The organism is Sphingobium psychrophilum, from assembly GCF_012927105.1.
Classification (GTDB): Bacteria; Pseudomonadota; Alphaproteobacteria; order Sphingomonadales; family Sphingomonadaceae; genus Sphingobium; species Sphingobium psychrophilum.
Map to the genome: position 1 here is coordinate 76,972 of NZ_JABBFV010000015.1, position 23,114 is coordinate 100,085.

Sequence of the window (23,114 nt, forward strand, 5' to 3'; positions counted from 1 at the left end):
ATGGGCCGTCATGTTGGAATAGTAGGGGTCGGACAGACCCATCATGCCCGTCGCCGGACCGATGTCAGCCAGGCGGGACTTGTGCGCGAAGCGGTGGACCGCGCGCTCGCGGACGCCAAGCTGAGCATGGAGGATATCGACACCGTCGTCGTCGCCACCGGCCCGGTCTTGTTCGCCGCGGTGAATCAGCCGGAAAAATGGGTGGTCGATGCGATTGGCGCACAGGGCAAGTCGGTGGTCCGCCTGACCAGCGGCGGCGGCGCGGGCTTCGCCGGAGCGCTGGCCGGTTATTATCAGGTCGCGGGCGGCTTTTCCGAACGCACTTTGGTCGTCGCCTATGACAAGCTGTCCGAAGGGCAGCTGCAATATTCGATCTCCACCCTCTACGATCCCTTCTGGGGCCGTGAGTTTGCGGTCGGCATCATGGGCTTTTCCGCCGCTTACTGGCGCGCGCGCATGGATGTGCTCGGCCATACAGAGGAAGCGGCGGCCATGGTCGCGGCCAAGAACCGCAAGAATGCGATCGCCAACCCCTATGCGCATGTGAAGAAGGAAGTGTCGGTCGAGGACGTCCTCAATTCCAAGCCGCTCTGCTGGCCGATCAAGCTGCTCGACGTTCCGCCCATTTCGGACGGCGCCGCCGCGATCGTTCTATCTTCGGAGAAGATGGCGCATCATTCGACCAGCCGTCCCGCCTGGATCAGGGGCATGGCCTATTGCTGCGAAGCGGACAATGCGCCCGAACGGTCGCTGATGCTGTCCGAACCGCTGGCGATCGCCAGCCGCCAGGTCTATCGCGCCGCCGGCATCACCAATCCGCGCCGCCAGTTCGACGTGGTGGAGGTGCAGGAGCCCTATAGCTGCTTCGAGCTGAACTATTATGAAAGCCTGGGGCTATGCCCACCGGGACAGGCGGCCGACCTGATCGCGTCCGGCGCGACCCAACTGGATGGCGACATTCCGGTGAACCCGTCGGGCGGCTGCATGGGGGCAAATCCCATCGGCGCGGTCGGCGTCATTCGCCTGATCGAGGCGGCGACGCAGGTCATGGGCAGGAATGAAACTCACCAGATCAAGGACGCCAAGACCGCCCTCGTCCAATCGGGCGGCGGTTGGGCCAATCTGCGCGGTTGCGCCGTTCTGAGCGCATAAGGAGAGACACGATGTTTTCCGCACCGGATAGCTATCCGATCGACCTGCCGACTTTCCACAGCGAGATCAACCTGCCCTACACGCTGACGCCCGGCCGGGCGGCGGGCATTTTCCTGGCGGAAGTCAAAAACCGTCGGATCGTCGCGTCGCGCTTCGCGTCGGGGCAGGTCGTCGCACCTGCGCAGGATTTCTCTTCCACCAATGGCGAGGAACCTGAAGCCTTTGTCGAAGCGCCACAGACTGGCGTGTTGACGGCCTTCACCCGCGTCGATGGCCACGTCATCGGCTTCATCCGCCTGGATGGTTGCGACAATGACTTCGCGCACCGCATCCTGGCCGAACTGGACGATATTGCGATCGGTCAGCGGGTTGAGGCGGAATGGGACGACAGCGTCGAACAGTCGGTGCTGGCTATCAAGGGCTTCCGGATCGCGCCCGACGCGCCGGTCGGCACGGTCAAGCCGCTGGAGACGATGGAAGAGCCGCTGGGCGTCATCCCCTATGCGATGAAGCTCGACTATGAACATGCCTATGGCCCCTATTATGGCCGCATGTTCGATGAAATCCGCGAAAATGGCCGCTTCATGGGCGTGCGATCGCCCGGCAGCGACATCGCGTTGCTGCCGCCGCGCGAGATTGATGATGTCACCCACGGCCGCACCGGTACGTGGAAGGCGTGCGCCGACACCGGGACCATCCGGGGCTGTTCCATCATCAACATGGAAGTCTATGGCCAGACCCGCAAGGTGCCCTATGTCTATGCGGAGATCGTGCTGGACGGCGCATCGACCCGCATGATCCACGTGATTGAGATCGACAGCCTGGAAGAGGCCAAGGAGAGGATCAAGCCGGGCACCCGCGTCCGCGCCGTATGGACGCAGGGCGAGCGCCAGGGCCGGGTGTCCGACATTGAACGCTTCGAGGTTATCGAAGGGTGAGCCACTATCGCATTACCTCCCTCCGGCTGGGCGAGCTGTATCTGCCGCATGGCGGGTCGGTCATGCGCGATCCGGTGCATTGCTGGCTGGTCCGGGGGGATGGCCGCAATATTCTGGTGGATAGCGGGATGGCCGACATCCCGACCATCCATAAGCGGCTGCGGGTGCAGGGCACAGGCGGCGGTCATCCGGCGCTGGTCGCGGCGCTCGCCGGGGAAGGGCTGACGCCGGCCGATATCAGCCATGTCGTCCTGACCCATATGCATTTCGACCATGCCGACAATCTCGACCTGTTTCCCGACGCTTGTGTCGTCGTACAGCGGGCCGAGTTGCTGGCGGGGGTCGATCCGGTGCCCTCGCAACGGGTCTTCTACTGGAAATCGACACTCGACAATCTGATGGCGCGCAAGCGGCCCGCACAATTGATGCTGCTGGACGGCGACCATCAGCTGTTTCCCGGTATCCGCCTGCTGTCCGTCCCCAGTCATACCGAGGGGATGCAGGTTGTTATCGTGGACACCGCGAAGGGCAAGGCGGCGATCGTGTCCGACCTGGGCGACCATTATCGCTACTGGTTCCCGGCCGACGCGCGCGCCACCAGCCACCCTCAAAGGTCGCTGACCGGTGCCTATCTGACCGGGAACATCCGCAGCGAGAGCGAGCGCGACTGGCAGCGGGCGATGCGCCGCGTGCAGGACAATAGCGACATCGTCATCCCCGCCCACGATTTCCGTATCCCACGCAACATTCCCGACGAATGGTTTGCGATCCCCGATTCCACCGACGGCGACCTGGCGCATGAACCGCCTGAGCCTGCCGCTTCCGCATGAGGATGGTCCATGGCCTATAATACATTGCTCTACGACGTCAGTGACCGGATCGCGACGATCACGCTGAACCGGCCCGACGCGATGAACGCGACGACCGATGAACTGTATCAGGAATTGCAGGATCTACTGGGCAAGGTCGCTGCCGATCGTGACGTCAGCTGCATAATCCTGACCGGTGCCGGGCGTGGTTTCTGCGCCGGCGCGGACCTTAAGGCGCGCAAGGACGATATGACGCCGCTGCAACGCCGTGCGCGGCATCGCTGGATATTGAAGGATATATTGGAGCCGTTGTTCCGCATCGAAAAGCCGGTGATCGCCGCCGTGAATGGCGCGGCCGCCGGCGCTGGGTTCAACATTGCGCTTGCCTGCGACTTCATCGTGGCGAGCGAGAATGCCAGCTTCATCCAGGCCTTCGCCCGCGTCGGACTGGTTCCGGACCTGGGCGGCCTCTATTTGCTCGGCCGGGTGATCGGCATCAACAAGGCCAAGGAGCTTTGCTACACCGCGCGCAAGGTGTCGGCGCAGGAGGCGGCGGACCTTGGCATCGTCAACCATGTGGTGCCGCATGACGCACTGCTGGAGCGCGCCCGCGCCATCGCGGCGAAGATCACCGCCGGATCGCCGACCGCGATCGGCATGACAAAGACGCTGCTAAACAAGGCCAGCAATTCCACGCTCGATCAGATGCTGGAATATGAAAGCTTTGCCCAGACCGTCGCCTATCTGACCCCGGAATATGAGGAGGGCGTGCAGGCATTCCGTGAAAAGCGCGCCCCCGATTTCGCCGCGGCCGCAGCAAGAGGGTAAAATCATGGATTTCAGCTACAGCCCGCAGGAAGAGGGGTTTCGCACAGACCTGCGCGCCTGGCTGGCCGACGCTCTGCCGCCGGGCTGGGGCGAGACGGTGTTCGAACCGGAGGATGAGGACGAACGGGCGATGTTCCGCCTCGCCTGGGAGAAAAAGCTGCATGCGGGCGGCTGGAGCGGGATCAACTGGCCGGTCGAATATGGCGGGCGGGGCGCCACGCTGGTCGAACGCGCGATCTTTGCCGAGGAGATGGCGCGGGTTGGCGCGCCTGAGGGGCTGAACATCATCGGCCATAACCTGGCCGGGTCGACCATTCTGCGCCACGGGACCGAGGCGCAGAAGCAATATTTCCTGCCCCGCATCCTGTCGTCGGAAGATGTGTGGTGCCAAGGGTTTTCGGAGCCGAACGCCGGGTCCGATCTGGCGTCGGTGCGCACGCGGGCCGAGCGGCGGGGCGACACATTCATCGTCAACGGCCAGAAGATCTGGACCAGCTTCGCGCAATATTCGCAATGGTGCTTCGCGCTAGTGCGCACGGACCCCGACGCGCCCAAGCATAAGGGCCTCAGCTTCCTGCTGATCGACATGAAGAGCCCCGGCATATCGATCCGCCCGCTGCGGCAGATATCGGGCGAGTGCGAATTTAACGAAACCTTCTTCGATGATGTCGAGGTGCCGGTGGACAATATCGTCGGCGACATCAACGATGGCTGGCGGATCGCAATGACGACGTTGGCTTATGAGCGGGGGCCGGAAGATGCGCTGGGCCGCCAGATTCGTTTCAGCCAGGAACTGGAAAAGCTGATCGACACGGTCGCGGCGACTCCGCGGGGCGACGCCATGCTGATCGAAGACCCGATCGTGCGGCAGAAGTTGGCGCGGTCCGTCACCGAAGTCGAGGTCATGCGGCTGAATGCGGTGCGGACTTTCAGCAAATATCTGAACGGCGACGACCGGGGACCGGATGCGTCTGTCATCAAGCTCTACTGGAGCCATGCGGCGCAGAATATGTATGAGGCGGCGATGGACATATTGGGGCCGACGGCGCCGATCGCCGCGCCCGATCCGCTCAGCGCAGGCGGGGGGCGGTTCCAACTGAGCTACCTCCAATCCAAGGCCTTCACCATTTATTCCGGCTCTTCGGAAATCCAGCGTAACATCATCGGCGAGCGTATGCTCGGCCTGCCGCGTTAGGGGGACGGCGCCATGAATTTCGGTTTCAATGAAGAACAGAAGAGCCTGGGGGATACGGTCGCCGCGTTGCTGGCCGACTTCCCCGCGCTGACCGGGCCGGACCCGGCGCAGGCACGCGATCCTGCGGTCTGGCAGGCGCTGGCCGACCTTGGCCTTTTCGCCTTGCTGGTGCCAGAGGCGCATGGCGGCGTGGGATTGACGCTCGTCGATGTCGCGCTGGCGATCGAGGCGCTGGGTGCCGGGCTTGCGCCGCCGATCGCCGCGTCCACCATGATAGCGACCGACATCATCGTGCGCGAAGGCACGGCGGCGCAGCAGGCATCGCTGTTACCCCGTATCGCCACGGGCGAGTTGCGCATTGCGCTGGCGATGCTGGAAAATGGCCAGGGCTATGACCCCGATGCGGTGCAAACCGTGATGGGTGGCAATGGCGTGACTGGATCGAAGATATTGGTGCCCGATGCGGATATCGCCGACCTGCTCCTGGTGCTGTCGCGCGTCGATGGCGGTGTTGGCCTAGTCCTGGTCGCCCGCGATGCGCGGGGCGTGTCGATCCGCCATCATGCCGACATCGATCCGTCGAGCGGACTGTGCGAAGTGACGCTGGACGGTGCTGCTTTGATGGACGATGCGCTTGTCGGCCATGCGGGATCGGGCGATGTCGTGCCCCGCCTGATGGATGCGGCGGCGATCGTCTATGCCGGGATGGCGATGGGCATGGCCGCGAGGATGCTCGATGCGGCGGTCGACTATGCCAAGACGCGGGTGCAGTTCGGCCAGCCGATCGGCGCGTTCCAGTCGATCAAGCATCGCTGCGCCGACATGGCCGTGGCGGTCGAGGCGGGGCGTTCGGCCGCCTATTACGCCTTTTGGACCGCGGCGGAAAATGACCCCGATCGCAGCCGCTCAGCATCCATGGCCAAGGCTTATTGCGGCGAAGTCGCGCGCGATGTCTGCAACGAAACGGTGCAGATCCATGGCGGCATGGGCTTCACCTGGGAATTGGGGCTGCACCGCTTTTTACGCCGGGCCAAGGTGCTGGAGCATGGCTTTGGCAATCATGTCTGGCATTATGAGCGGATCATGGCGGAGACGCTGGCGGCGCAGGCCGCCGGCGACAAAGCCCAGGCGGCCTGACGATCAGGCCCTTCATCATATGGTATGGACGCGATGAGCGAACAATTACTGCGTGACATCGAGATATTGGCTGACCTGTTCAAGGCCGGTGGCTGGACCGAGTTGCGGATCGAAAGCGGCGCGATCAGCCTCCTGCTGTCGAAGGACAAGGCGACATTGTCGCTGGGCGGGGCACAACAGGCGCTGGTGCCGGTTGCGGCTTTGTCACCTGTTGTCGCTGCGCCAAAGGTCGCCCCGGAACCCGTCGATGCAGGTGCCAGCGCCGGGTCGATCGATCCCGCCTGGACTGCTGTGAAAGCGCCCAATCTTGGCACCTTTTACCGTTCGCCTAAGCCCGGCTCCCCGCCCTTCGTGGAGGTCGGGCAGCGGGTTGAGCCGCGCACCGAACTTTGTCTGATCGAGGTGATGAAGCTCTTTACATCGGTCAAGGCGGGCATCGCTGGAACCGTCAGACACGTCGCCGTGGCCGACGCCGATCTGGTCGAGGGCGGACAGCCGCTCTTCTACATCGCGTGCGACTAGGTCTGCACCCAAACATCCTGAAAGACGCGCCGGACGGCCGCGGGAGAGTATAAGCGAATGGCTCATATCGAATTTCTGGACGAAACGATGCGCGACGGGCAGCAGAGCCTGTGGGGCCTGCGGATGCGCGCTGGCATGGCGCTGCCTGTATCGCCGCTGATCGACAAGACCGGGTTCAAGACGATCGATCTGACCGGCGGCGGCATGCTCGACGTGCTGACGCGCTATTGTCAGGAAAATTACTGGGAAGGGTTGGACCTGCTGGTCGCCTCCATGCCCAATACGCCGCTGCGTGCGGGGCTGCGCTCCAATGCCAACGTCACTTTCAGTGTCAGCCCGCGCGCGTTGATGGACCTGTGGGTCCGTCGCCTGTGCGCGCATGGCGTGCGGTCCTTCTGGATCTACGACGTCTTGTTCGGCTTCGACAATATGCTGCGCCTGGCCAAGGTCGCCAAGGAAAGCGACGCCTATGTGGCCGCCGCCGTCATGTTTGCCCTCTCGCCCGTCCATACCGACGCCTATTATGCGGAAAAGGTGCGGGTGCTGGCGGCCAGCCCGGACGTGGACAGCATCCTGCTCTACGACACGGCCGGCGTGCTGGAAAAGGAACGGCTGCAAACACTGATGCCCGGCATCGTCGCCGCCGCCAATGGCAAGCCGATCGAGTTCCACGCCAACAATCTCCTGGGCCAGACCGCCAAAGCCTATCTGGACGCGGTGGAACTGGGCGTGTCCGTCCTCCACACCGCCAGCAAGCCGATGGCGAACGGCCCGTCCGTGCCCGCGACCGAGACGATGGTGCGCAATATCGAGCTGAAGGGGCATAGTCATAATCTGGATACCAGCCTGTTCCAGCCGGTGGCCGATCATTTCCGCTCCGTCGGCAAGGCGGCGGGCTTCCTGGTCGATCAATATGCCGAATATGACATCTTCTCGATCGAGCATCAGATCCCCGGCGGGATGATGGGCACGTTCAAGGCGCAACTGGCCATGCACAATATGACCGACCGGATCGGCGACGTGCTGGCGGAGGTCGCGGCGGTGCGTCGGGAACTGGGCTATCCCGGCATGGCGACGCCGTTCAGCCAACTGGTCGGCATCCAGGCCGTCCTCAACATTGTCACCGGCCAGCGCTATGGCACGGTGCCGGACGAGGTCGTGCAATATGCCGCCGGTTTCTATGGCGATACGGTCGCGCCGATCGACGCCAATGTGCTGGACCGCATCATGGGCAGCGCGCGGGCGAAGGAAGTGGTGGACAATCCCCCGCCCGACCCGGACCTGGCTGAACTGATGAAGCAATATGGCACGCAGGATGAAGACGAACTGATCCTGCGCGCCACCGTGCCGCAGGCGGATATCGACAAGATGCGCGCGGCGGGACCAGTGCGCCGCGACTATCCGTTGCTATCCTCGCCCGAACTGGAACAGATGCGCAAGCTGATGCAGGTCGCCAGCATGCCAGTCGTGGAACTGAAGTCGGCGGGCCTCAACCTCAGCTTGCGGAGAGACTGAAAGCCGCCGAAACCGAAAATTCATGTGCGAACCGCCTTTGCCGGTGCCACTCATTCATCAAGGAGCGTCAGATGCATTCGGAAAAAATGGATGCGATCCGTGATAAGGATTTGGCGAGGGATGAATTTAAGGATCTGCCTAATCTGGTAAAGGATGAGCTGGAAAAGCACCGGCAACTCTATTTGTCCGATCCGGTGACGGCGCATTTTTGGGACCCCGTGGTCATCGGCACGCCGGGTGGTCCCGTGGCTTGCCTTTTGCTCCATCATCTAGGCCATAAAAGCGGCACCTGGCGCAGTACGGCGCTGCAATATTATCGGTTCAACGGCGACATCCTGATCGTCGCATCGCGTGGTGGGACGGAGGAGCCGCCGGTCTGGTATCTCAATCTCATGGCCCATGCGGAGTGCCGCATTCAGGTCGGCGCGAACGGTTCGCCCGCTATGGCCCGCGTCATTGCGGGGGATGCGCGGGCGTCCTATTGGGACCATATCACACGCGAACAGCCCGCCCAGATCGAGTATCAACAGCGCTGCCGACGGAAAATACCCATCATCGCGCTCGACCTTCCCCAGGGCGTGACCCTGTAGGATTGCCCGTCGAGGCTGGCGGTCACCGCGCCAGATAGCCGCCGTCGACGGGATAATAGGTGCCGGTCATGAAACTGGCGAGCGGGGAGACGAGGAAGCAGACGGCAGCGGCAATCTCCTCCGGTTGCGCGATGCGGCCGAGCGCGTGCAGGGCCGCAATCTCCCCCATCTTCTCGCGCGTCGCCTGCTGGAGCAGCGGCGTTTCGACGTAGCCCGGCCCCACCGCATTGACACGGATGCCCATCGGTGCGCCCTCCAGCGCGGCCGCCTTGGTCAGGCCGACAATGGCATGTTTGCAGGTGGTATAGGCAGACGCGCCGGCCGCCGCGACGGCGGACATGACCGATCCGATATTAACCACCGCGCCGCCCCCGGCATCGCGCATGGCCGGGATCTCTGCTTTCAGGCTCAGGAACACCCCGTCCATATTGACCGACGCCACGCGCCGCCATTCTGCGAAAGACAGTTCGCTGATCGGCGTGTGCGTGCTGGTGACGCCGGCATTGTTGACCGCAATATGGAGTGCACCGAACTGCGCCTTTGCAAAGTCCACCATGGCGAAGCAGGACGCCTCGTCCGCCGTGTCGGCCGCCGTGCCTGCCGCATTCGGGCCGAGCGTGGCGGCCAGCGCCCGCGCCGAATGGCCATTAAGGTCGGCGATAACGACCTTGGCTCCGGCGGAGAGCAGCGCCTCCACGCAGGCCTTGCCGATACCCGATGCCCCGCCCGTGACCAGGGCGACCTTGTCCGTCAGATCTATTGCGATCATGCTATCTGCCTTATCGTTGGATCTTCGCTTGCCAGTTCGAGGATGAAGTCCTCGATCGCCCGGTTCACCCGCCGCGGATTGCTGAGGTTTACCGCATGCGGCCCGCCCGGCACCAGCGTCACCACGCGCGGATCGGGAACCCCCTGCGCCGTCAGCAGCCCCAGTTCGTGCGACGTGGCAAGGTCGGCAAGGCCATGGATGACCGCGACGGGCATGGTGACCTCATGCAGTCGATAAAACAGCGGATCGATCGAAGCGAGCGCGCCGGTGGCGTCGCGCACCTGCGCCTTCGTCACGCGCGACCAGGCGTCGTGCCAGTGGCTGTGGTCGACCCCAGGCCCAAGAATGAAGCCGCTGAGGAAGGCCAGCTTTTCCGGGTCGGGGCCGTTGGCGATCCAATCGCCGATGTGGCGGGGGAAACTGTCATCGTCGCTCTTGGGCGCTTCGCCCGCCTGGGTCGAAAGTTGCACCAAACCATGGAAACGCTCCGGCGCGAGCAGGGCGGCGCGCATGCCGACCAGGCCCCCCTGGCTCATGCCGACATGGATCACCTTCTCCAGGCCCAGCGCGTCCATCATCGCCAGCATGTCGCGCGCCGAATCCCAATAGTCGAACGGGCCTTCCCAGATCGTGTCGCCATGCGCCCGCGCGTCCCAGGCGATGCAGCGCCAGCGGCTGGCGAAATGATCCAATTGCGGGGCGAACATCGACCGGTTCATCATATAGCCGTGGCTAAACAGGACCGCGGTGCCCCCGCTGCCCCCGTTGCCGCCGGTATCGTCCAGCGCGACGGTGGCACCTGTGGGTAGGGATAGTTTCTGCACGTCGCTTTCTCCCGATCGCATCATATCGCCGATATGCCGCCATCCACCATATGGCAGGCGCCGTTGACGTAAGTGGAGGCGTCGGACAGCAGATAGGCGGCGGCCTGCGCGACCTCCGCCATGGCACCGAAGCGGCGACTGGGGATTGCCGCCATGCGCGCCTTGGCGCGGTCGGACGGCGCGCCCGGTTTGCTGCCCATGATCGCGTCGATCATACGCCCGTCAAGCGGACCGGGGCAGAGCGCATTGACGCGCAGTCCCACCGGGCCATAATCGATCGCGGCGCAACGGGTCAGGCCGATGACGGCATGTTTGCTGGCGACATAGGCGCTCATGCCGGCCGCGCCCTTGACGCCCGCCGTGCTGGCGATGTTGACGATCGATCCGCCGGGCGTCCGCATCCGGGGCACGCCATATTTCATGCCCAGGAACACGCCCGTCACGTTGACGTCGATCACCTTGCGGAACAGCACGGTGTCGAGCGCGTCGATCGGGGTCGCTACATTCTCTATCCCCGCGCCATTGACCAAGCCGTCGAGTGGAGCCTCCAGCGTCTCGAACGCGCGGATCATCGCGGCCTCGTCCACGACGTCGGCGACGATCGTGCGCAGGCGCGGCGGGCCGGTCATGGCGTCGAGCGCGGCAGCGTCACGGTCGATCGCCAGCACATGCGCGCCGAGATCCAGCAACAGCGCGGTCATGGTAGCACCCAGTTCGCCAGCCGCGCCGACAAGGGCGATATGGCGACCGTCTAGGTCGATAAGCGGGCGGCCCATCATGACGCGAAAGTCGCGAGATAGCGTTGGGTCAGCGCCGCATCATAAGCGGTATGCTGATCCAGTTGCGCTTGCCAGTCGATGTCCGTTTCGATCGGGTCGCCGGTCGCCAGACGGCGGATCTGGTTGAAATAATAGGCTATGGTCGCCTGCGCCGCCGTCCCCGGCTGATCGTCCGGGGAGGGAAGGCGATCGATGCGACCTTCCAGCAGCGCGTCGATGAGGCTGGCGTCGAGGCAGAGCGGGCGGGCAATACCGACGGCGTCGAGCGCGGCCGTTTCCAACGCCTGCGCCATGGCGGCGCGGCTGCGAAAACCGCCGGTGACCGCGAGGGGGACGGAGACATGCGGCCGCAGGCGCGCGGCGAAATCGAGAAAATAGGCTTCGCGCGCGATGGTAGAGGCTTTTTTGAGCAGCGTGCCGTCCTGTTCGCGCCCCACCATGACCTGCGATTCATAGCTGCCGCCGGAAATCTCCAGCAGGTCGATGCCCGCCGCGCAGAGCCAGTGGACGATCTGGATCGATTCTTCCTCGGTCAGGCCGCCCTTCTGGAAATCGGCGCTGTTGAGCTTGACCGAAACCGGGAAGTCGGGGCCGGTCGCTGCGCGGATGGCGCTGACGATGTCGAGCAGCAGACGCGCCCGATTTTCCAGGCTACCCCCCCAATCGTCGTCGCGCTTGTTGGTCAGCGGGCTGAGGAACTGGGACAGGAGATAGCCATGCGCGGCATGGACCTGCACGCCGGTAAAGCCGGTGTCGCGGGCGGTGAGCGCGACATGCACGAAGCGACGCTGGATGTCGTGGATTTCCCCGACGTTCAGCGCGCGGCACATGCCCGCGCCGCCGACCAGCGGCATGGCGGAGGGCGCGACGAACGTGTCGGGCGACGTGCCCGCCTGGCGGCCGGGATGGTTGATCTGCATCCAGATATGGGCGCCATTCTCGCGCCCGGCCGCGGCATAGGCGGCAAGTTGCTCCAGGCCGCCATTGCCGTCGATCGCGACATTGCCGGGTCGCTCGACGAAGCGCCGGTCGATCTGGACGTTGCCGGTCAGCAGCAGCCCCGCGCCGCCCCGCGCCCAGCGGCCGTATAGCGCGGCATGATCGTCGGTCGCGCGATTGTCCGGCGTGCCCATGCCTTCCGTCATCGCGCCTTTGACGATGCGGTTCTTGAGCACGGTGCCGCAAGGCAGCGTCAACGGATCTGTCAGGGCGGGGGGCATGATCTTTTCTTCCTAGCGGATGTAACGGCGGACATAGTCGCGGCCCAGGCCGACTTTCTCGAAATGGGCGGCGCTTTGTTCGATGCGGGTGAAGACGTTGGACTGGCCGACGGGCCGGTCATCATCGTCCAGCTCGATCAGCGACCCGGCGATCCAGAACAGCGTTTCCGATCCGCCGGGCAGCCCGATCAGCGTATGCGTGTCACCCGCCGGTTCCAGCAGATAGTGGCCGGCGGTGGCGATCCAGTCGCGCTCGCGATACCGCCACTGGCCCGACAGGACATAGGCCTGGACCGGGCAGGCATGGGCGTGGCGGCTGATCTTGCCCTCCGCCCGGATGCGGGTGACATTGGCCCAGGCACCCGAGACGGTGTCGAACATCAACGGGCGCATCCACACGCCATCCATGGCGGCGGGCACCCATAAGCGGTCGTCCTGGCTGCTGGTTTCCAGCAGCAATTCGCTGTGCCGAAAATCTCCGGCGGGATGGTCCTGCGTCATTTTGCCTCCTGTGGCAGCGCATAGGCGTGGAAGGTGCGGCCGAGCGGGAAGGATTGCGACGTGACATGGCCGGTGGCGGCGATGACCACGAACTGCCGTCCGCTGCGGGGGCCGATATAGGTCATCGGATTGGCATTGCCGCTGGCGGGCATCCGCACCGACCACAGTTCTTCGCCCGTGTCCGTCGCAAAGGCGCGGAAGGCGCGTTCCTTTACGCCCCCGAAGAAGGTGAGGCCGCTGCGCGTCACCAGCGTTCCGCCGAAACCGGGCATCCCCATGCGGATCGGCAGGCCGACCTCCAGCCCCAACGGGCCGCTGTCGCGCACGGTGCCGACGGGGCGCTGCCAGGCGATCTTCCGGGTCGTCATGTCGATCGCGGTCATGCGACCATAGGGCGGCGCCAGACAGAGCGTGCCGAGCGGGCTGGTGAAGCCGCGCAGACGCGCGCCATAGGGGGTGCCCGCCATGGGCAGGGGCGCGGCGAAATCGGTGGCGTTATGGCTCGCCCCCGGTCCGGCACCGCCGCCTGCTGCGGCGCGCGGGACCAGCTGCATCAGCGTGGGATAATAGATGCTGTTTACCATCAGCAGCCGCCGTTCGGGATCATAGGACACTCCGCTCCAGTTCATGCCCCCGCCCAGGCTGGGGTAGAGCAGGGATTCGGTCAGCCCAGGCGGCGTGTTGGGACCGTCGTAGCGCAGTTTGCGGAAATGGATGCGGCACCACAGCTGGTCGATCGGGGTGATGCCCCACATGTCGCGCTCGCTGATCCGATCGCCCGCGATCGAAGGCATGCCGACGGAGAAGGGCTGGGTGGGGGAGAGGCGTTCTTCGGGCACTTTCCCTGCCTGTGGCGCCGGCCGTTCGCGGACTGCGGCCAAGGGCTTGCCGGTGCGACGGTCGAGCAGGAACAATTCGCCGCGTTTGGTCGGCTGGACAAGCGCAGGGATCGTGCCGCCGGGGGCGGGCAAGTCGATCAGGGTCGGTTGCGATGCGACGTCATAGTCCCACAGGTCGTGATGCGCGGTCTGGAACGACCAGCGCACCGCGCCGGTCGCCGCATCCAGCGCGACGATGGAACTGCTATATTTTTCGCTCTGCGCGGATCGATAGGCGCCGAAATGATCGGGCGTCGCATTGCCGGTTGGAACGAACACCAGGCCCAGTTTCGCGTCGGCGCTCATCGGCGCCCAGCTATTGGGCGTGGAGCGGGTATAGGCTTCGCCTGGCGCTGGCCCATGCGCATTGTTCGGATTGCCCATGTCCCAGGCCCAGCGCAGCGCGCCGGTGATGACGTCATAGCCGCGCACCACGCCCGACGGTTCGTCCGTGCTGACATTGTCCGCGACCCAACCGCCCAGTACGATAACGTCGCCGATGATCACCGGCGCCGAACTGATATAATAGAGGCCGGGCGCGGTGCGGCCCATGCCCTGGTTGAGATCGACGAAGCCACCCTCGCCAAAGCCGGGGCAGGGACGGCCGGTGGCGCTGTCGAGCGCGATCAGCTGCGCGCCATAGGTTGCGGTAATGACGCGGCGCGGGCATGGGGCGGGCACTGCTGCGCCGCCATCATGATAGGCGACGCCGCGACAGGTGCGCACCGCCGAACCGCCCTTGGGGTCGACCTTCGGGTCGAACCGCCAGAGCGGCTTGCCCGTTTCGGGGTCGAGAGCGAAGACGATATTGGTCTGGGTGCAGAACAGCAGCTTGCCGTCCACCATCAGCGGCGTGGATTGCAGCGGGCTGGGGACGGGCGCGCGCATCGGGTCGTGACCGGTGTCGAAGGTCCAGGCCAGTTGCAGCGTCTCGACATTAGTCGGCGTGATCTGCGTCAGCGGCGAAAAGCGGGTGCCGGCGTCGTCGCGGCCCCAACTGGGCCATAGACCGGGATCGCCGGGGATGGCGACTGGGGTGCCGCTCCGGCCGGACAGGGCCGCGATCTCCATGGGCGACTGGAGCGCGCAGCCCAGGATCAACAGGAAACCTACAAGGCTGGCCAGCCCCGCCGCAACCGCACCTTTGCCCACCCGGCGGCGGATGAAGGGCAACAGAAAGGGGAGGCCGAACAGCGCCGGGCCGACGATCCGGGCGGTCAGCTGCCAGCCGCCCAAACCGACTTCGCATAGCGCCCAGACGATCGTGATGGCCAGGAACAGCGCATAGAGCCAGCCCGCCCGGCGGTCGCCGCGCCATAGCCAGTAACCGCTCAGCGCCACGGCGATACCGCCCGGCAGATAATAAGGCGATCCGCCCAGCCAAATCAGATACGCCCCGCCCGCGGCCACGATCAGCCCGACGAGCAGCAGCAGCGCGGCGAGAAGGCGGGTTAGCCAGATCATGGACGGATCGATTGCCCCGAAACGGCCGTCACCGCCGTCATGCGTTGAAGCACTTCTGCAATATCTCCATGAAGGGCGCGAGGTCGGGGAAGCCGGATGTTGCGGTGATGCCGCCATCGACCGGGATCACTGTGCCGGTCATATAGGACGCCTTGTCCGACGCCAGAAAGGCGACGACTTCGGCGATTTCCTCGGCCTGGCCGATCCGCGCCATCGGGACGGCGCGGATGAAATTGTCGAATACGCTTTGCGCGGCCTTCAGCCCCGCAAACAGGGGCGTATCGACGCAACCGGGGCAGACGGCGTTCACGCGGATGCCCGATTTGGCCATGTCCATCGCCAGCGCGCGGGTATAGTTGACCACGCCGCCCTTGGCCGTGTTGTAGGCGGTCATGCCGAAATCGCCCAGCATCCCGGCGATGGAGGCATTGTTGACGATCGCCCCCGATCCGTTGCGCAACATGTGCGGCAGCGCGGCCTTGCAACCGTAGAAGACCGAAAATAGATCGACCTCTATCACCCGCCGGAACGTCGCGGCGTCCAGGTCCAGCGTGGTGCCCATGCCACCGATGCCGGCATTGTTGAACAATATGTCGATCCGCCCGAAATGCGCTGCGGCACCGTCGACAAAGGCGATGACATCATCCTGCTGCGATACGTCGGTGCGGGTGAAGCTGGCCTTGTCGGTGCCCAACTCGGCGACCAGCGCCAGCCCCATATCCTCGTTGAGATCGGCGATCGCGATCCGGCCGCCATCGCGCACGATGGTACGGGCGAAGGCGGCGCCGATGCCGGAAGCGCCGCCGGTCACAAGCGCGACTTTACCCTCGAACTGCTGGGTCAATATCCCCTCCCTTCCGAAATGCGTATTGCTGTCGCTATTATCCGAATCATTGTCGGGAAATAATGGAAAAAAGACAAGTGCCTTTTTGACCGTGCGTTCGGCGAGGTGGCGTGCGACTTTCAGGGGAAATTCAGATAAAGAGCCAGCAAGCTACATCGGCAATATGGCGCAGGCCAGTCATGGCCCGGCGCTTGGGGAAGGGAAGACCTGCTACTTATCGCTAATAATCCGAATCAAGATCGATGTTATCTCGCATGAAATGCAAGCTCTAGCTATGCTGGCCGCATAAATGGGGAGGATCCTGCCATGACCAGTACGCAGCGCATATTCGTTCGTTCGGGCGATGCCACTCTGTTCGTGACCGTCGCGGGGAGCGGGCCGCTCGTCATCCTGATCCATGGCTGGCCAGACCTGGGGCTGGGCTATCGTCACCAGATCGGTCCGCTGGCGTACGCGGGATATCGCGTCGCGGTTCCCGACATGCGCGGCTATGGCGCATCATCCGCCCCGGAAGACCCGCACGTCTACAGCATCGATCATGCCGCCGATGACATCGCCGCCATCGCCGATGCGCTGGGCGAACGGACGTGGGTCTCCGTCGGCCATGACTGGGGATCGCCGGTGGCGTGGCGCACGGCGCAGCGCTTTCCCGATCGGGTTCGCGCCGTCTTCTCCCTGGGTGTGCCGCATCGCCTGCCCAGCCCGGTGAGCGCGCATGAATGGTTCGACTCCGCCTATCCCGACCGCTTTTATTACATGCGCTATTTCGAGCCGATCGGGCCGGCCGAGCAGGAGCTGGGGCGCGACGCCAGGGATAGTCTGAAACGGATATTCCATGCCCTGTCTGGCGATGCACCCTTCGGGGAATGGTTGAAGCCCCGTCCTCTGGACGCACCGCTATTGCCCGGCCTCATGACGCCGCCGCCAGGGCCATTATCCTTCATGAGCGACGCGGAACTGGACGCCCATGCCGAACCCTTTGCGCGCAGCGGCTTTTATGGATCGCTGTGCTGGTATAGGAACTGGGACGCGAATGAAGCGCAGGCCCGCGCCTATGGCGACCAGACGATCAGGCAACCCACCGGCTTCCTGTGCGGTGACCGGGAGATCGTGCTGCTGATGTTCGACCGTGGGCTGGAAACGCAGCGCACGCTTTGTCCCGATCTGCGGATGGAGCGTATGCTGCCGGGTTGCGGGCACTGGACGCCGGCCGAACGCCCGGCCGAAGTGACGGCGGCGCTGCTGGAATTCCTGTCGGACGTCGCGGACCGGCCGGGCGACGGCCCTAATATCTGAAGGAAACGCCCATGCAAAAGATCGCGCCGCCCAGCCAGGCGAGCTTGGTGGGGGAAGGGCTGTCGCCATAGACGCTGATGCCGACAATCACCGATCCGACGATGATGGCCAGGGTGATGATCGGAATCAGCAGGCTGAGGTTAACGCCTGACACGACCAGCCGCGCCATGCAGACCAGGCCGACCGCATAGCAGGCAAAGACGGCGGCGCTAGGCCAGGGAGCCGTCATGCCGCGCGTCATTGGCAACAGTGAAGCGCCGACTAGCTGGAACAGCGTGGCGGCCAGAAACAGCCCCAGGGCCGCGCCGGTCAATTCTCCCATGAATATCCTCCCATTTGTGATGAACGCCGCCCTTAGGCGTTTTGGATCGGCCTTATGGTGATGCCCAGCCCTTCCTCCGCCGTGCGCAGGTCCAGATAGTCGCGCCAGGCGACGATCTTGCCATCGCGCACTTCCATGACGCCGGTGACCGGCAGCGGGACGACGACGGACGGGTCGGCATTGGATTGCAGATAATCCACCCGTTCGGTGAAGATGACAGAGTCGCGCGACGCGATGTTGAGCGTTTCGATCCGCACCGCAAAGGCGGAAAATACGTTATCCAGATACATGCGGATCTGGTCCTTTCCGTGGCGCGGCGGCAGGGGCATGTCGATATAGCTGGCACCTTCCGCGAAATAGCCGAGCAGAACGTCGATGTTACCGCCTTCCCAATGGTCCAGAAACTCCAGCACCATGGTTTCGTCGTCGCTATAGGCTATCGGCATGTCGCTCATCCTCTCCTGCGTGCCGTGCCGATCGTGCGGCCAGCATCTCAATTTGGTCTGCGCCGCGCCGTCGTTTAGACCGATCCGCGCTTATATTTCTCGATCATGGAGGCTTGCGCTGCGGCAGTCAGCTGCGCCCCGGCATAGCCCGTCGCCATGACCTCCTCGAAGCTTTTGCGCAGCGGATCGCCCAGGCCGTTGAAATAGGGCATGACCTCCTCGGCGAACAACTGGTGGCTGCGCACCGTCGCGGGATAACGCGCCCAATCGACGCCCATCAGCAGATAGGTGCCGAAGCCGCCGGACTTTTCGATCAGGCGGTTGATCTGCGCGCGCGCCATCTCCGGCGTGCCGATGACGGCCGCGCCGCTCTCGTTCAGCATGTCCACTATCTTGTCGATGTCCCACCAATCGATGTCGGGCGCCGGGTTGATGTGGGCGCGATAATCCTCCAGCATAGACAGGCCGTAGCGGACATCTTCCTTGGCCTGCTCCATGGTTTCAGCCAGGTGCATCGGCCCCATCAGGCGCCAATCCTTGCGCAACGGCTTGGGCTGGCCATGGCTGGCGGCTTCCTGCTCCATGATCTGCCAATGGCCTAGCAACTTTTCGATCCCGTCCGGGTCGGTGGCCGCGACCGACAGCATCCCCATGCCGTGGCGCCCGGCGAGCAGCGGGCCGGACGGGGACAGGACGCTGACCGTGGCCATGTCGAAATTGGAATAGGGCAGCATTTGCAGCCGCGCGTCCTGAAGGTCGAACCAGTCGGTCTTGCGCGTCACCCGCTCGCCCTTGAACAGCGGGATGATGACCTCCAGCGCTTCCTGCAACCGCTGTCGGTTTTGCGAGGGGTGCAGGCCCATCATCTGCGCGTCCTGCACCAGTTGGCCCGGCGCGACGCCGAACATCATCCGGCCGCGCGTCTGATAGTCGAGCTGTACGATCCGGTCGGCGACCCATAAAGGGTTGTGATAGGGCAGGGTGATCGCGCCGGTGCCCAGCTTGATGCGCTTGGTCCGCTCGGCCGCCGCAGCGATGAACAGTTCGGGGCTGCCGATCGTTTCGATGCCGCCGGAATGATGTTCGCCGATCCACGCCTCGTCAAAGCCCAGTTCATCGAGGTTGATGATCGTCTGCATGTCCTGCTGGAAGGACACGAGCGGGTTCAGGCCGGGCTTGTGATAGGGGCCCATGAAAATCCCGAACCGCATCCTGTCCTCGAAAAATTGCATATCTCTCTCCACTATTGGGACCAGCATCGGGCGTGCGCGAAAAGGCGCTGCCCACTATTGCTACCTGGTATCAGGCGATCACGGGAAGCAGGCGGCGGTCGGCTCGCCGGGGGAACGACGGCCACAGATGGGCCTTGCCATAATGGTGCATATCTGGCTGTCCTCTCCCCGCTCCGGCAGGCCGGGCGCATGTCTTCTGGGTGATTTCTTTTGACGATCAATCCACCCCTTGTCAATCCGACATATATTCGGAAAAATTTGACGGCGTCAGTAAAAATGCAATAGATAGCCTCGATAAATGGGGAGTATTCCCAACGTATATCGATAAAATTCGATAATTTATTTGCGATTCCGTCATGCAAGACGGGCGCGGAAGGCAAGGAGAGGACAGATATGCTGAAGGACAAAATTATCATCGTCACCGGCGGCGCTTCCGGGATTGGCCGTTCCGCGGCGGATCTGTTCGCGCGCGACGGCGCCCGCGTCATGATCGCAGACCGGAGCGTCGATGCGGGCGCAGCGGCGGCCGAAGCCATCTGCGCTACGGGCGGGGAAGCAGCCTTCGTCGCGTGCGACGTCGCCGACGACGATTCGGTCGCCGCCATGGTCGCAGCGACGGTGGCGCGTTTCGGCCGACTGGACGGGGCGTTCAACAATGCCGGCATCGAATTCGCCAGCAAGATCGTGCCGGACCTGAGCTTTGCTGAATGGCGCCGGGTGATCGATATCAACCTGAACGGCGTGTTCCTGTGCATGAAGCATGAGATTGCGCAGATGCGCCAGTCGGGCGGCGGCGCCATCGTCAACACCGCGTCCGGCGCTGCGGTGGCGGCATCGCCTAACATGGCGGAATATGCCACGTCCAAGGCGGGCGTGACCGGCCTGACCCGCGCGGCGTCGTGCGAATATGGCGATACGCAGGTGCGCGTCAACGCGGTGTTGCCGGGCCTGATCCTGACGCCCATGACGCAAGAGCGGCTGTTCAACGATGCGTGGTTCGCCGCGGCGCTGGAACCGCTGCTGGTGCGCCATTCGGTCGGCCGCTTCGGCCAGCCGGACGACGTGGCGCAGGCGGCACGCTGGCTGCTCTCCGACCTTTGTCCGTTCGTCAACGGGATCAGCCTGCCCGTGGATGGCGGCTTGCTCGCCCGTTAAATGCCATGCTGCCGCAGGTCAGCGTCGGCTGACCTGCGGCAGGGCATAGGCGACCAGAACATTGCGCGCGTTGCTGGCCAATGCGGCGCTACCGCCCGCCGCGATCACCAGATATTGCCGCCCGTCCTTCCCCACATAGGTCATCGGCGTCGCATTGGCGCTGGCGGGCAATCTGGTCTGCCACAATAGCCGCCCCGTCGCCGTCTCGATCGCGCGGAGCCGCTGGTCCGGCGTCGAGGCGATGAAGGTCAGGCCGCTGGCCGTGGTGATCGATCCCCCCAGCGTCGGCAGCCCGATGGTGAAGGGCAGGTGGGACGGGATACCCACCGGCCCCATGCTGTCGGCCATGCCGATCGGCCGACTCCACAACAGCGTGCGGCTGTCCAGATCGACGGCGCTCAATGTGCCGAAGGGCGGCTGGATGCACGGCACGCCCAGCGGCGAGAGGAACATATGGTTCTGCGCACCATAAGGCGCGCCGGTCTGCGGCACGCCCAGGCGGAAGCGTTCCAGCGACGGCGTCTGCCCCGGCGTCCCCATCGGCGCGAGGCCAAGCGCCCGCACTTCCTGCGCGCTGATCAAGCGATTAAGCGTGGGCATGTTGGTGCTGTTGACGATCATGATCCGCCGTTGCCGGTCGATCGATACGCTGCCCCAGTTCACCCCGCCGGCCGACCCCGGATATTGGATAGACCAATCCTGCCGCGGCGGGGTGAAAACGCCGTCATAGCGTAGCTTACGGAAGGCGATGCGGCACCAGAGCTGGTCGATCGGGGTCAAGCCCCACATCGTCGCTTCGGTGAGCGGTGGCGCGCCAAAGACTGGCATTTTGACGGAGAAGGGCTGCGTCGGTGCGGTCCAATCGCCCAGCGCCGCGCCCTGTGGCACCGGCTTTTCCACGACTGGCGACAGCGGTTGGCCGGTGGCGCGGTCGAGTATGAAGCTCTGGCCTGTCTTGCTGATGCTGACTAGCGCAGGAACCATGCGGTTGCCGACGCGAATGTCGGTCAACACCGGCTGCGACGCGACGTCATAGTCCCACAGGTCGTGATGCACCGTCTGGAATGTCCAGCGCGGCCGCCCGGTGCGGTTGTCGACGGCGACGATCGCGTTGGAAAAACGCTCCGCGCCGGGCGAACGACGTCCGCCGAAGAAATCCGGCGTGGCGACCCCAAAGGGCAGGTAGATCAGGCCCAGTTTCTCGTCGCTGCTCGCCACGCTCCACATATTGGGGGTGCCCGGCGCATAGCGCGCCTGTGGCGTCCCGCGTTCGGGGTCGGCGGGGTCGAATGCCCAGACCGACTTGCCGCTGGCGAGGTCATAGCCGCGCACGACGCCGGAGGGCTGGTCCATCTTTTGCCCGTCCAGCCCATAGGAACCGGTGACCACGACATTGCCGGACACGACCGGCGTCGAGGTCACATAATAGAGCACCGAAGAATAGTTGCCGATCCCGTCGGTCAACGACACTTCGCCGTCGCGCCCGAAATCGCGGCAACGCGCGCCGGTGCGGGCGTCGATCGCAATCAAGCGGGCGTCGATCGTCGCGCTGTAGATTCGCTCGCCGCAGGGCGCGGCGGGGTCGGAAAAGGCATGATAGGCGACGCCGCGACAGTTCGCGAAGGCATGGCCCATATCCATGGTCTGCGGATCGAACCGCCAGAGTTGGCCGCCGGTCGTCGCGTCGAGCGCGAAGATGACGTTGTGCGGCGAGCATAGGAACAGCCGATTGCCGATCTTGATCGGCGTCGCCTCGAACGCCAATGCGCCGGCGCCGCCGGGGCGCGGCTTTGCGCCCGTCTCGAACGACCATGCGGGTTCCAGCCGGGCGACATTGGCGGGTGTGATCTGCGTAGCGGTGGCGAAGCGATCCCCGCCCGCGCCATTGCCCCATTGCCGCCATCCGCTGGCCGGGGCCGCGGCAGGCCAGGCGGCGGCATTGTCGGTCGCGACCGGTTGGGACAGCCAGGCACCGCTGGTGAACAGCAGGACGATCAGCACGCCGCCGCCGATGAACCAGCCGCCATGGATCGGCGGCGCGCCATAACCCCGGCGGACGGGCGGCAACAACAGCAACAGCCCGACGGCGGCCGGGCCGATAAGGCGGGGCGCCAGCGCCCAGAGGTCACCACCGGTTTCCCAGAGCGCCCAGACCAGCGTCACCGCCAGCATTGCGCCATAGATCCCGGCACCTCGCCGGTCGCCGCGCCATAACAATATGGCCGCAGCTATGATCAGCAGGCCCGCAACCAGATAATAGGGCGAGCCGCCCAGCAGAACGAGTTGGCCGCCGCCGACCGTCAGTATAAGAGCGACCGGCGCAAGCAGGCCCGAGACAATGCGGACGGCGAGGCGGGACGGGCGAACGTCATCGCATCGGTCGCGCGTCGCCGGAACCGGGCCGGGCAAGTCCTGGGGCATGTTCGTCCTCTCTCTATCGTGCCGATTTTTCGCACATATTCTCTGCGACTCGATGATAACCGAAAATAATTCGGATTGAAGCAGCTTCTTGGTCCAGGATGCAGCCGCGGCACGGCAGCGCCTAAAAACGTCCCATCATTCGATCTCAGGATGAACGCGCGAGATCAAAAGCCTTGCGCATTGAACGGCTTGGGTGCATCCGCGCAGAAGTTCTTTAGTGTATTTTCCGATAGAAAACGGAGGATTTGCAGAGGATCGTGACGGCCAGCATCGCCTT

Annotated in this window: 22 protein-coding genes; 11 read left to right on the forward strand and 11 right to left on the reverse strand. The window is 64.3% G+C overall.

Translation table 11 applies throughout. The features are described 5' to 3' along the window. From HHL08_RS18035 to HHL08_RS18075, 9 genes are all read left to right on the forward strand, one after another. On the forward strand, positions 1-1,152 hold the full coding sequence (locus tag HHL08_RS18035) for a thiolase C-terminal domain-containing protein (RefSeq protein WP_169574424.1): 1,152 nt from the start codon (positions 1-3) through the stop codon (positions 1,150-1,152). A gap of 11 nt (positions 1,153-1,163) precedes the next feature. Further along, entirely contained in the window at positions 1,164-2,090 is a 927-nt protein-coding gene (locus HHL08_RS18040; protein WP_169574425.1) for an OB-fold nucleic acid binding domain-containing protein, read from the forward strand. Further along, complete coding sequence (locus HHL08_RS18045; protein WP_169574426.1) at positions 2,087-2,920, forward strand: N-acyl homoserine lactonase family protein; 834 nt, start codon at positions 2,087-2,089, stop codon at positions 2,918-2,920. Before HHL08_RS18040 ends, HHL08_RS18045 begins: the two co-directional genes overlap by 4 nt. A 9-nt stretch (positions 2,921-2,929) precedes the next feature. Then, positions 2,930-3,727, forward strand: coding sequence for an enoyl-CoA hydratase/isomerase family protein (locus HHL08_RS18050; RefSeq protein WP_169574427.1), 798 nt, complete (start codon positions 2,930-2,932; stop codon positions 3,725-3,727). Positions 3,728-3,731: 4 nt separating this feature from the next. Beyond that, complete coding sequence (locus tag HHL08_RS18055; protein ID WP_169574428.1) at positions 3,732-4,922, forward strand: acyl-CoA dehydrogenase; 1,191 nt, start codon at positions 3,732-3,734, stop codon at positions 4,920-4,922. Between the two features lie 12 nt (positions 4,923-4,934). After that, positions 4,935-6,059 (forward strand): acyl-CoA dehydrogenase family protein, encoded by a 1,125-nt coding sequence (locus tag HHL08_RS18060; protein WP_169574429.1) that lies wholly within the window; start codon positions 4,935-4,937, stop codon positions 6,057-6,059. A gap of 33 nt (positions 6,060-6,092) precedes the next feature. Beyond that, on the forward strand, positions 6,093-6,581 hold the full coding sequence (locus HHL08_RS18065; RefSeq protein ID WP_235955120.1) for an acetyl-CoA carboxylase biotin carboxyl carrier protein: 489 nt from the start codon (positions 6,093-6,095) through the stop codon (positions 6,579-6,581). A 57-nt stretch (positions 6,582-6,638) separates the two neighbouring features. Next, positions 6,639-8,096, forward strand: a complete 1,458-nt coding sequence (locus HHL08_RS18070) for a pyruvate carboxylase (protein ID WP_169574431.1) — start codon at positions 6,639-6,641, stop codon at positions 8,094-8,096. 71 nt (positions 8,097-8,167) lie between these two features. Further along, complete coding sequence (locus HHL08_RS18075; RefSeq protein ID WP_169574432.1) at positions 8,168-8,686, forward strand: nitroreductase family deazaflavin-dependent oxidoreductase; 519 nt, start codon at positions 8,168-8,170, stop codon at positions 8,684-8,686. A gap of 22 nt (positions 8,687-8,708) precedes the next feature. Here HHL08_RS18075 and HHL08_RS18080 read toward each other — a convergent pair whose 3' ends face one another. The 7 genes from HHL08_RS18080 to HHL08_RS18110 are packed head-to-tail and all read right to left on the reverse strand — an operon-like array spanning position 8,709 to position 15,965. Further along, positions 8,709-9,455: an SDR family NAD(P)-dependent oxidoreductase gene (locus tag HHL08_RS18080; RefSeq protein WP_206377961.1), complete on the reverse strand. Its 747-nt coding sequence runs from the start codon at positions 9,453-9,455 to the stop codon at positions 8,709-8,711. Then, a complete protein-coding gene (locus HHL08_RS18085; RefSeq protein WP_169574433.1) occupies positions 9,452-10,279 on the reverse strand; it encodes an alpha/beta fold hydrolase in 828 nt (275 codons plus the stop codon). Before HHL08_RS18085 ends, HHL08_RS18080 begins: the two co-directional genes overlap by 4 nt. Before the next feature lie 20 nt (positions 10,280-10,299). Continuing rightward, complete coding sequence (locus HHL08_RS18090) at positions 10,300-11,058, reverse strand: SDR family NAD(P)-dependent oxidoreductase (RefSeq protein WP_169574434.1); 759 nt, start codon at positions 11,056-11,058, stop codon at positions 10,300-10,302. Further along, the gene (locus HHL08_RS18095) at positions 11,055-12,278 is read right to left on the reverse strand and encodes an NADH:flavin oxidoreductase/NADH oxidase family protein (protein WP_169574435.1); all 1,224 of its coding nucleotides are present in this window, start codon (positions 12,276-12,278) and stop codon (positions 11,055-11,057) included. The genes HHL08_RS18090 and HHL08_RS18095 overlap by 4 nt, the downstream gene beginning before the upstream one ends. 12 nt (positions 12,279-12,290) lie before the next feature. Beyond that, positions 12,291-12,779: a 2,4'-dihydroxyacetophenone dioxygenase family protein gene (locus tag HHL08_RS18100; RefSeq protein WP_169574436.1), complete on the reverse strand. Its 489-nt coding sequence runs from the start codon at positions 12,777-12,779 to the stop codon at positions 12,291-12,293. Beyond that, positions 12,776-15,121: a membrane-bound PQQ-dependent dehydrogenase, glucose/quinate/shikimate family gene (locus HHL08_RS18105; protein WP_169574437.1), complete on the reverse strand. Its 2,346-nt coding sequence runs from the start codon at positions 15,119-15,121 to the stop codon at positions 12,776-12,778. The genes HHL08_RS18100 and HHL08_RS18105 overlap by 4 nt, the downstream gene beginning before the upstream one ends. 37 nt (positions 15,122-15,158) lie before the next feature. Next, positions 15,159-15,965: an SDR family NAD(P)-dependent oxidoreductase gene (locus HHL08_RS18110; protein ID WP_206377962.1), complete on the reverse strand. Its 807-nt coding sequence runs from the start codon at positions 15,963-15,965 to the stop codon at positions 15,159-15,161. A gap of 306 nt (positions 15,966-16,271) precedes the next feature. Between HHL08_RS18110 and HHL08_RS18115 the strand changes: the two genes are divergently transcribed. Then, positions 16,272-17,261, forward strand: a complete 990-nt coding sequence (locus HHL08_RS18115; protein ID WP_169574438.1) for an alpha/beta fold hydrolase — start codon at positions 16,272-16,274, stop codon at positions 17,259-17,261. Here the strand turns inward: HHL08_RS18115 and HHL08_RS18120 are convergent. The 3 genes from HHL08_RS18120 to HHL08_RS18130 form a co-directional block, all read right to left on the reverse strand. Then, positions 17,251-17,583, reverse strand: a complete 333-nt coding sequence (locus HHL08_RS18120; RefSeq protein ID WP_169574439.1) for a hypothetical protein — start codon at positions 17,581-17,583, stop codon at positions 17,251-17,253. The two genes, HHL08_RS18115 and HHL08_RS18120, sit on opposite strands and share 11 nt — an antisense overlap. 32 nt (positions 17,584-17,615) lie before the next feature. Beyond that, positions 17,616-18,038 carry a nuclear transport factor 2 family protein gene (locus HHL08_RS18125; RefSeq protein WP_169574440.1) on the reverse strand — a complete coding sequence of 141 codons (423 nt, stop codon included), beginning with the start codon at positions 18,036-18,038 and terminating at the stop codon, positions 17,616-17,618. A gap of 65 nt (positions 18,039-18,103) precedes the next feature. Beyond that, entirely contained in the window at positions 18,104-19,261 is a 1,158-nt protein-coding gene (locus HHL08_RS18130) for an LLM class flavin-dependent oxidoreductase (RefSeq protein WP_206377963.1), read from the reverse strand. A 393-nt stretch (positions 19,262-19,654) separates the two neighbouring features. Between HHL08_RS18130 and HHL08_RS18135 the strand changes: the two genes are divergently transcribed. Continuing rightward, on the forward strand, positions 19,655-20,416 hold the full coding sequence (locus HHL08_RS18135) for an SDR family NAD(P)-dependent oxidoreductase (RefSeq protein WP_169574441.1): 762 nt from the start codon (positions 19,655-19,657) through the stop codon (positions 20,414-20,416). An 18-nt stretch (positions 20,417-20,434) separates the two neighbouring features. Here the strand turns inward: HHL08_RS18135 and HHL08_RS18140 are convergent, their stop codons facing one another. Beyond that, positions 20,435-22,837: a membrane-bound PQQ-dependent dehydrogenase, glucose/quinate/shikimate family gene (locus HHL08_RS18140; RefSeq protein ID WP_169574442.1), complete on the reverse strand. Its 2,403-nt coding sequence runs from the start codon at positions 22,835-22,837 to the stop codon at positions 20,435-20,437. Positions 22,838-23,114 lie beyond the last annotated feature (277 nt).

Coding starts and splice junctions, on each gene's coding strand:
- HHL08_RS18135 (WP_169574441.1), top strand. CDS start 19,655: ATGCTGAAGGACAAAATTATCATCGTCACCGGCGGCGCTTCCGGGATT.
- HHL08_RS18035 (WP_169574424.1), top strand. CDS start 1: ATGGGCCGTCATGTTGGAATAGTAGGGGTCGGACAGACCCATCATGCC.
- HHL08_RS18130 (WP_206377963.1), bottom strand. CDS start 19,261: ATGCAATTTTTCGAGGACAGGATGCGGTTCGGGATTTTCATGGGCCCC.
- HHL08_RS18090 (WP_169574434.1), bottom strand. CDS start 11,058: ATGATGGGCCGCCCGCTTATCGACCTAGACGGTCGCCATATCGCCCTT.
- HHL08_RS18115 (WP_169574438.1), top strand. CDS start 16,272: ATGACCAGTACGCAGCGCATATTCGTTCGTTCGGGCGATGCCACTCTG.
- HHL08_RS18080 (WP_206377961.1), bottom strand. CDS start 9,455: ATGATCGCAATAGATCTGACGGACAAGGTCGCCCTGGTCACGGGCGGG.
- HHL08_RS18125 (WP_169574440.1), bottom strand. CDS start 18,038: ATGAGCGACATGCCGATAGCCTATAGCGACGACGAAACCATGGTGCTG.
- HHL08_RS18055 (WP_169574428.1), top strand. CDS start 3,732: ATGGATTTCAGCTACAGCCCGCAGGAAGAGGGGTTTCGCACAGACCTG.
- HHL08_RS18060 (WP_169574429.1), top strand. CDS start 4,935: ATGAATTTCGGTTTCAATGAAGAACAGAAGAGCCTGGGGGATACGGTC.
- HHL08_RS18050 (WP_169574427.1), top strand. CDS start 2,930: ATGGCCTATAATACATTGCTCTACGACGTCAGTGACCGGATCGCGACG.
- HHL08_RS18070 (WP_169574431.1), top strand. CDS start 6,639: ATGGCTCATATCGAATTTCTGGACGAAACGATGCGCGACGGGCAGCAG.
- HHL08_RS18095 (WP_169574435.1), bottom strand. CDS start 12,278: ATGCCCCCCGCCCTGACAGATCCGTTGACGCTGCCTTGCGGCACCGTG.
- HHL08_RS18075 (WP_169574432.1), top strand. CDS start 8,168: ATGCATTCGGAAAAAATGGATGCGATCCGTGATAAGGATTTGGCGAGG.
- HHL08_RS18120 (WP_169574439.1), bottom strand. CDS start 17,583: ATGGGAGAATTGACCGGCGCGGCCCTGGGGCTGTTTCTGGCCGCCACG.
- HHL08_RS18040 (WP_169574425.1), top strand. CDS start 1,164: ATGTTTTCCGCACCGGATAGCTATCCGATCGACCTGCCGACTTTCCAC.
- HHL08_RS18140 (WP_169574442.1), bottom strand. CDS start 22,837: ATGCCCCAGGACTTGCCCGGCCCGGTTCCGGCGACGCGCGACCGATGC.
- HHL08_RS18065 (WP_235955120.1), top strand. CDS start 6,093: ATGAGCGAACAATTACTGCGTGACATCGAGATATTGGCTGACCTGTTC.
- HHL08_RS18105 (WP_169574437.1), bottom strand. CDS start 15,121: ATGATCTGGCTAACCCGCCTTCTCGCCGCGCTGCTGCTGCTCGTCGGG.
- HHL08_RS18100 (WP_169574436.1), bottom strand. CDS start 12,779: ATGACGCAGGACCATCCCGCCGGAGATTTTCGGCACAGCGAATTGCTG.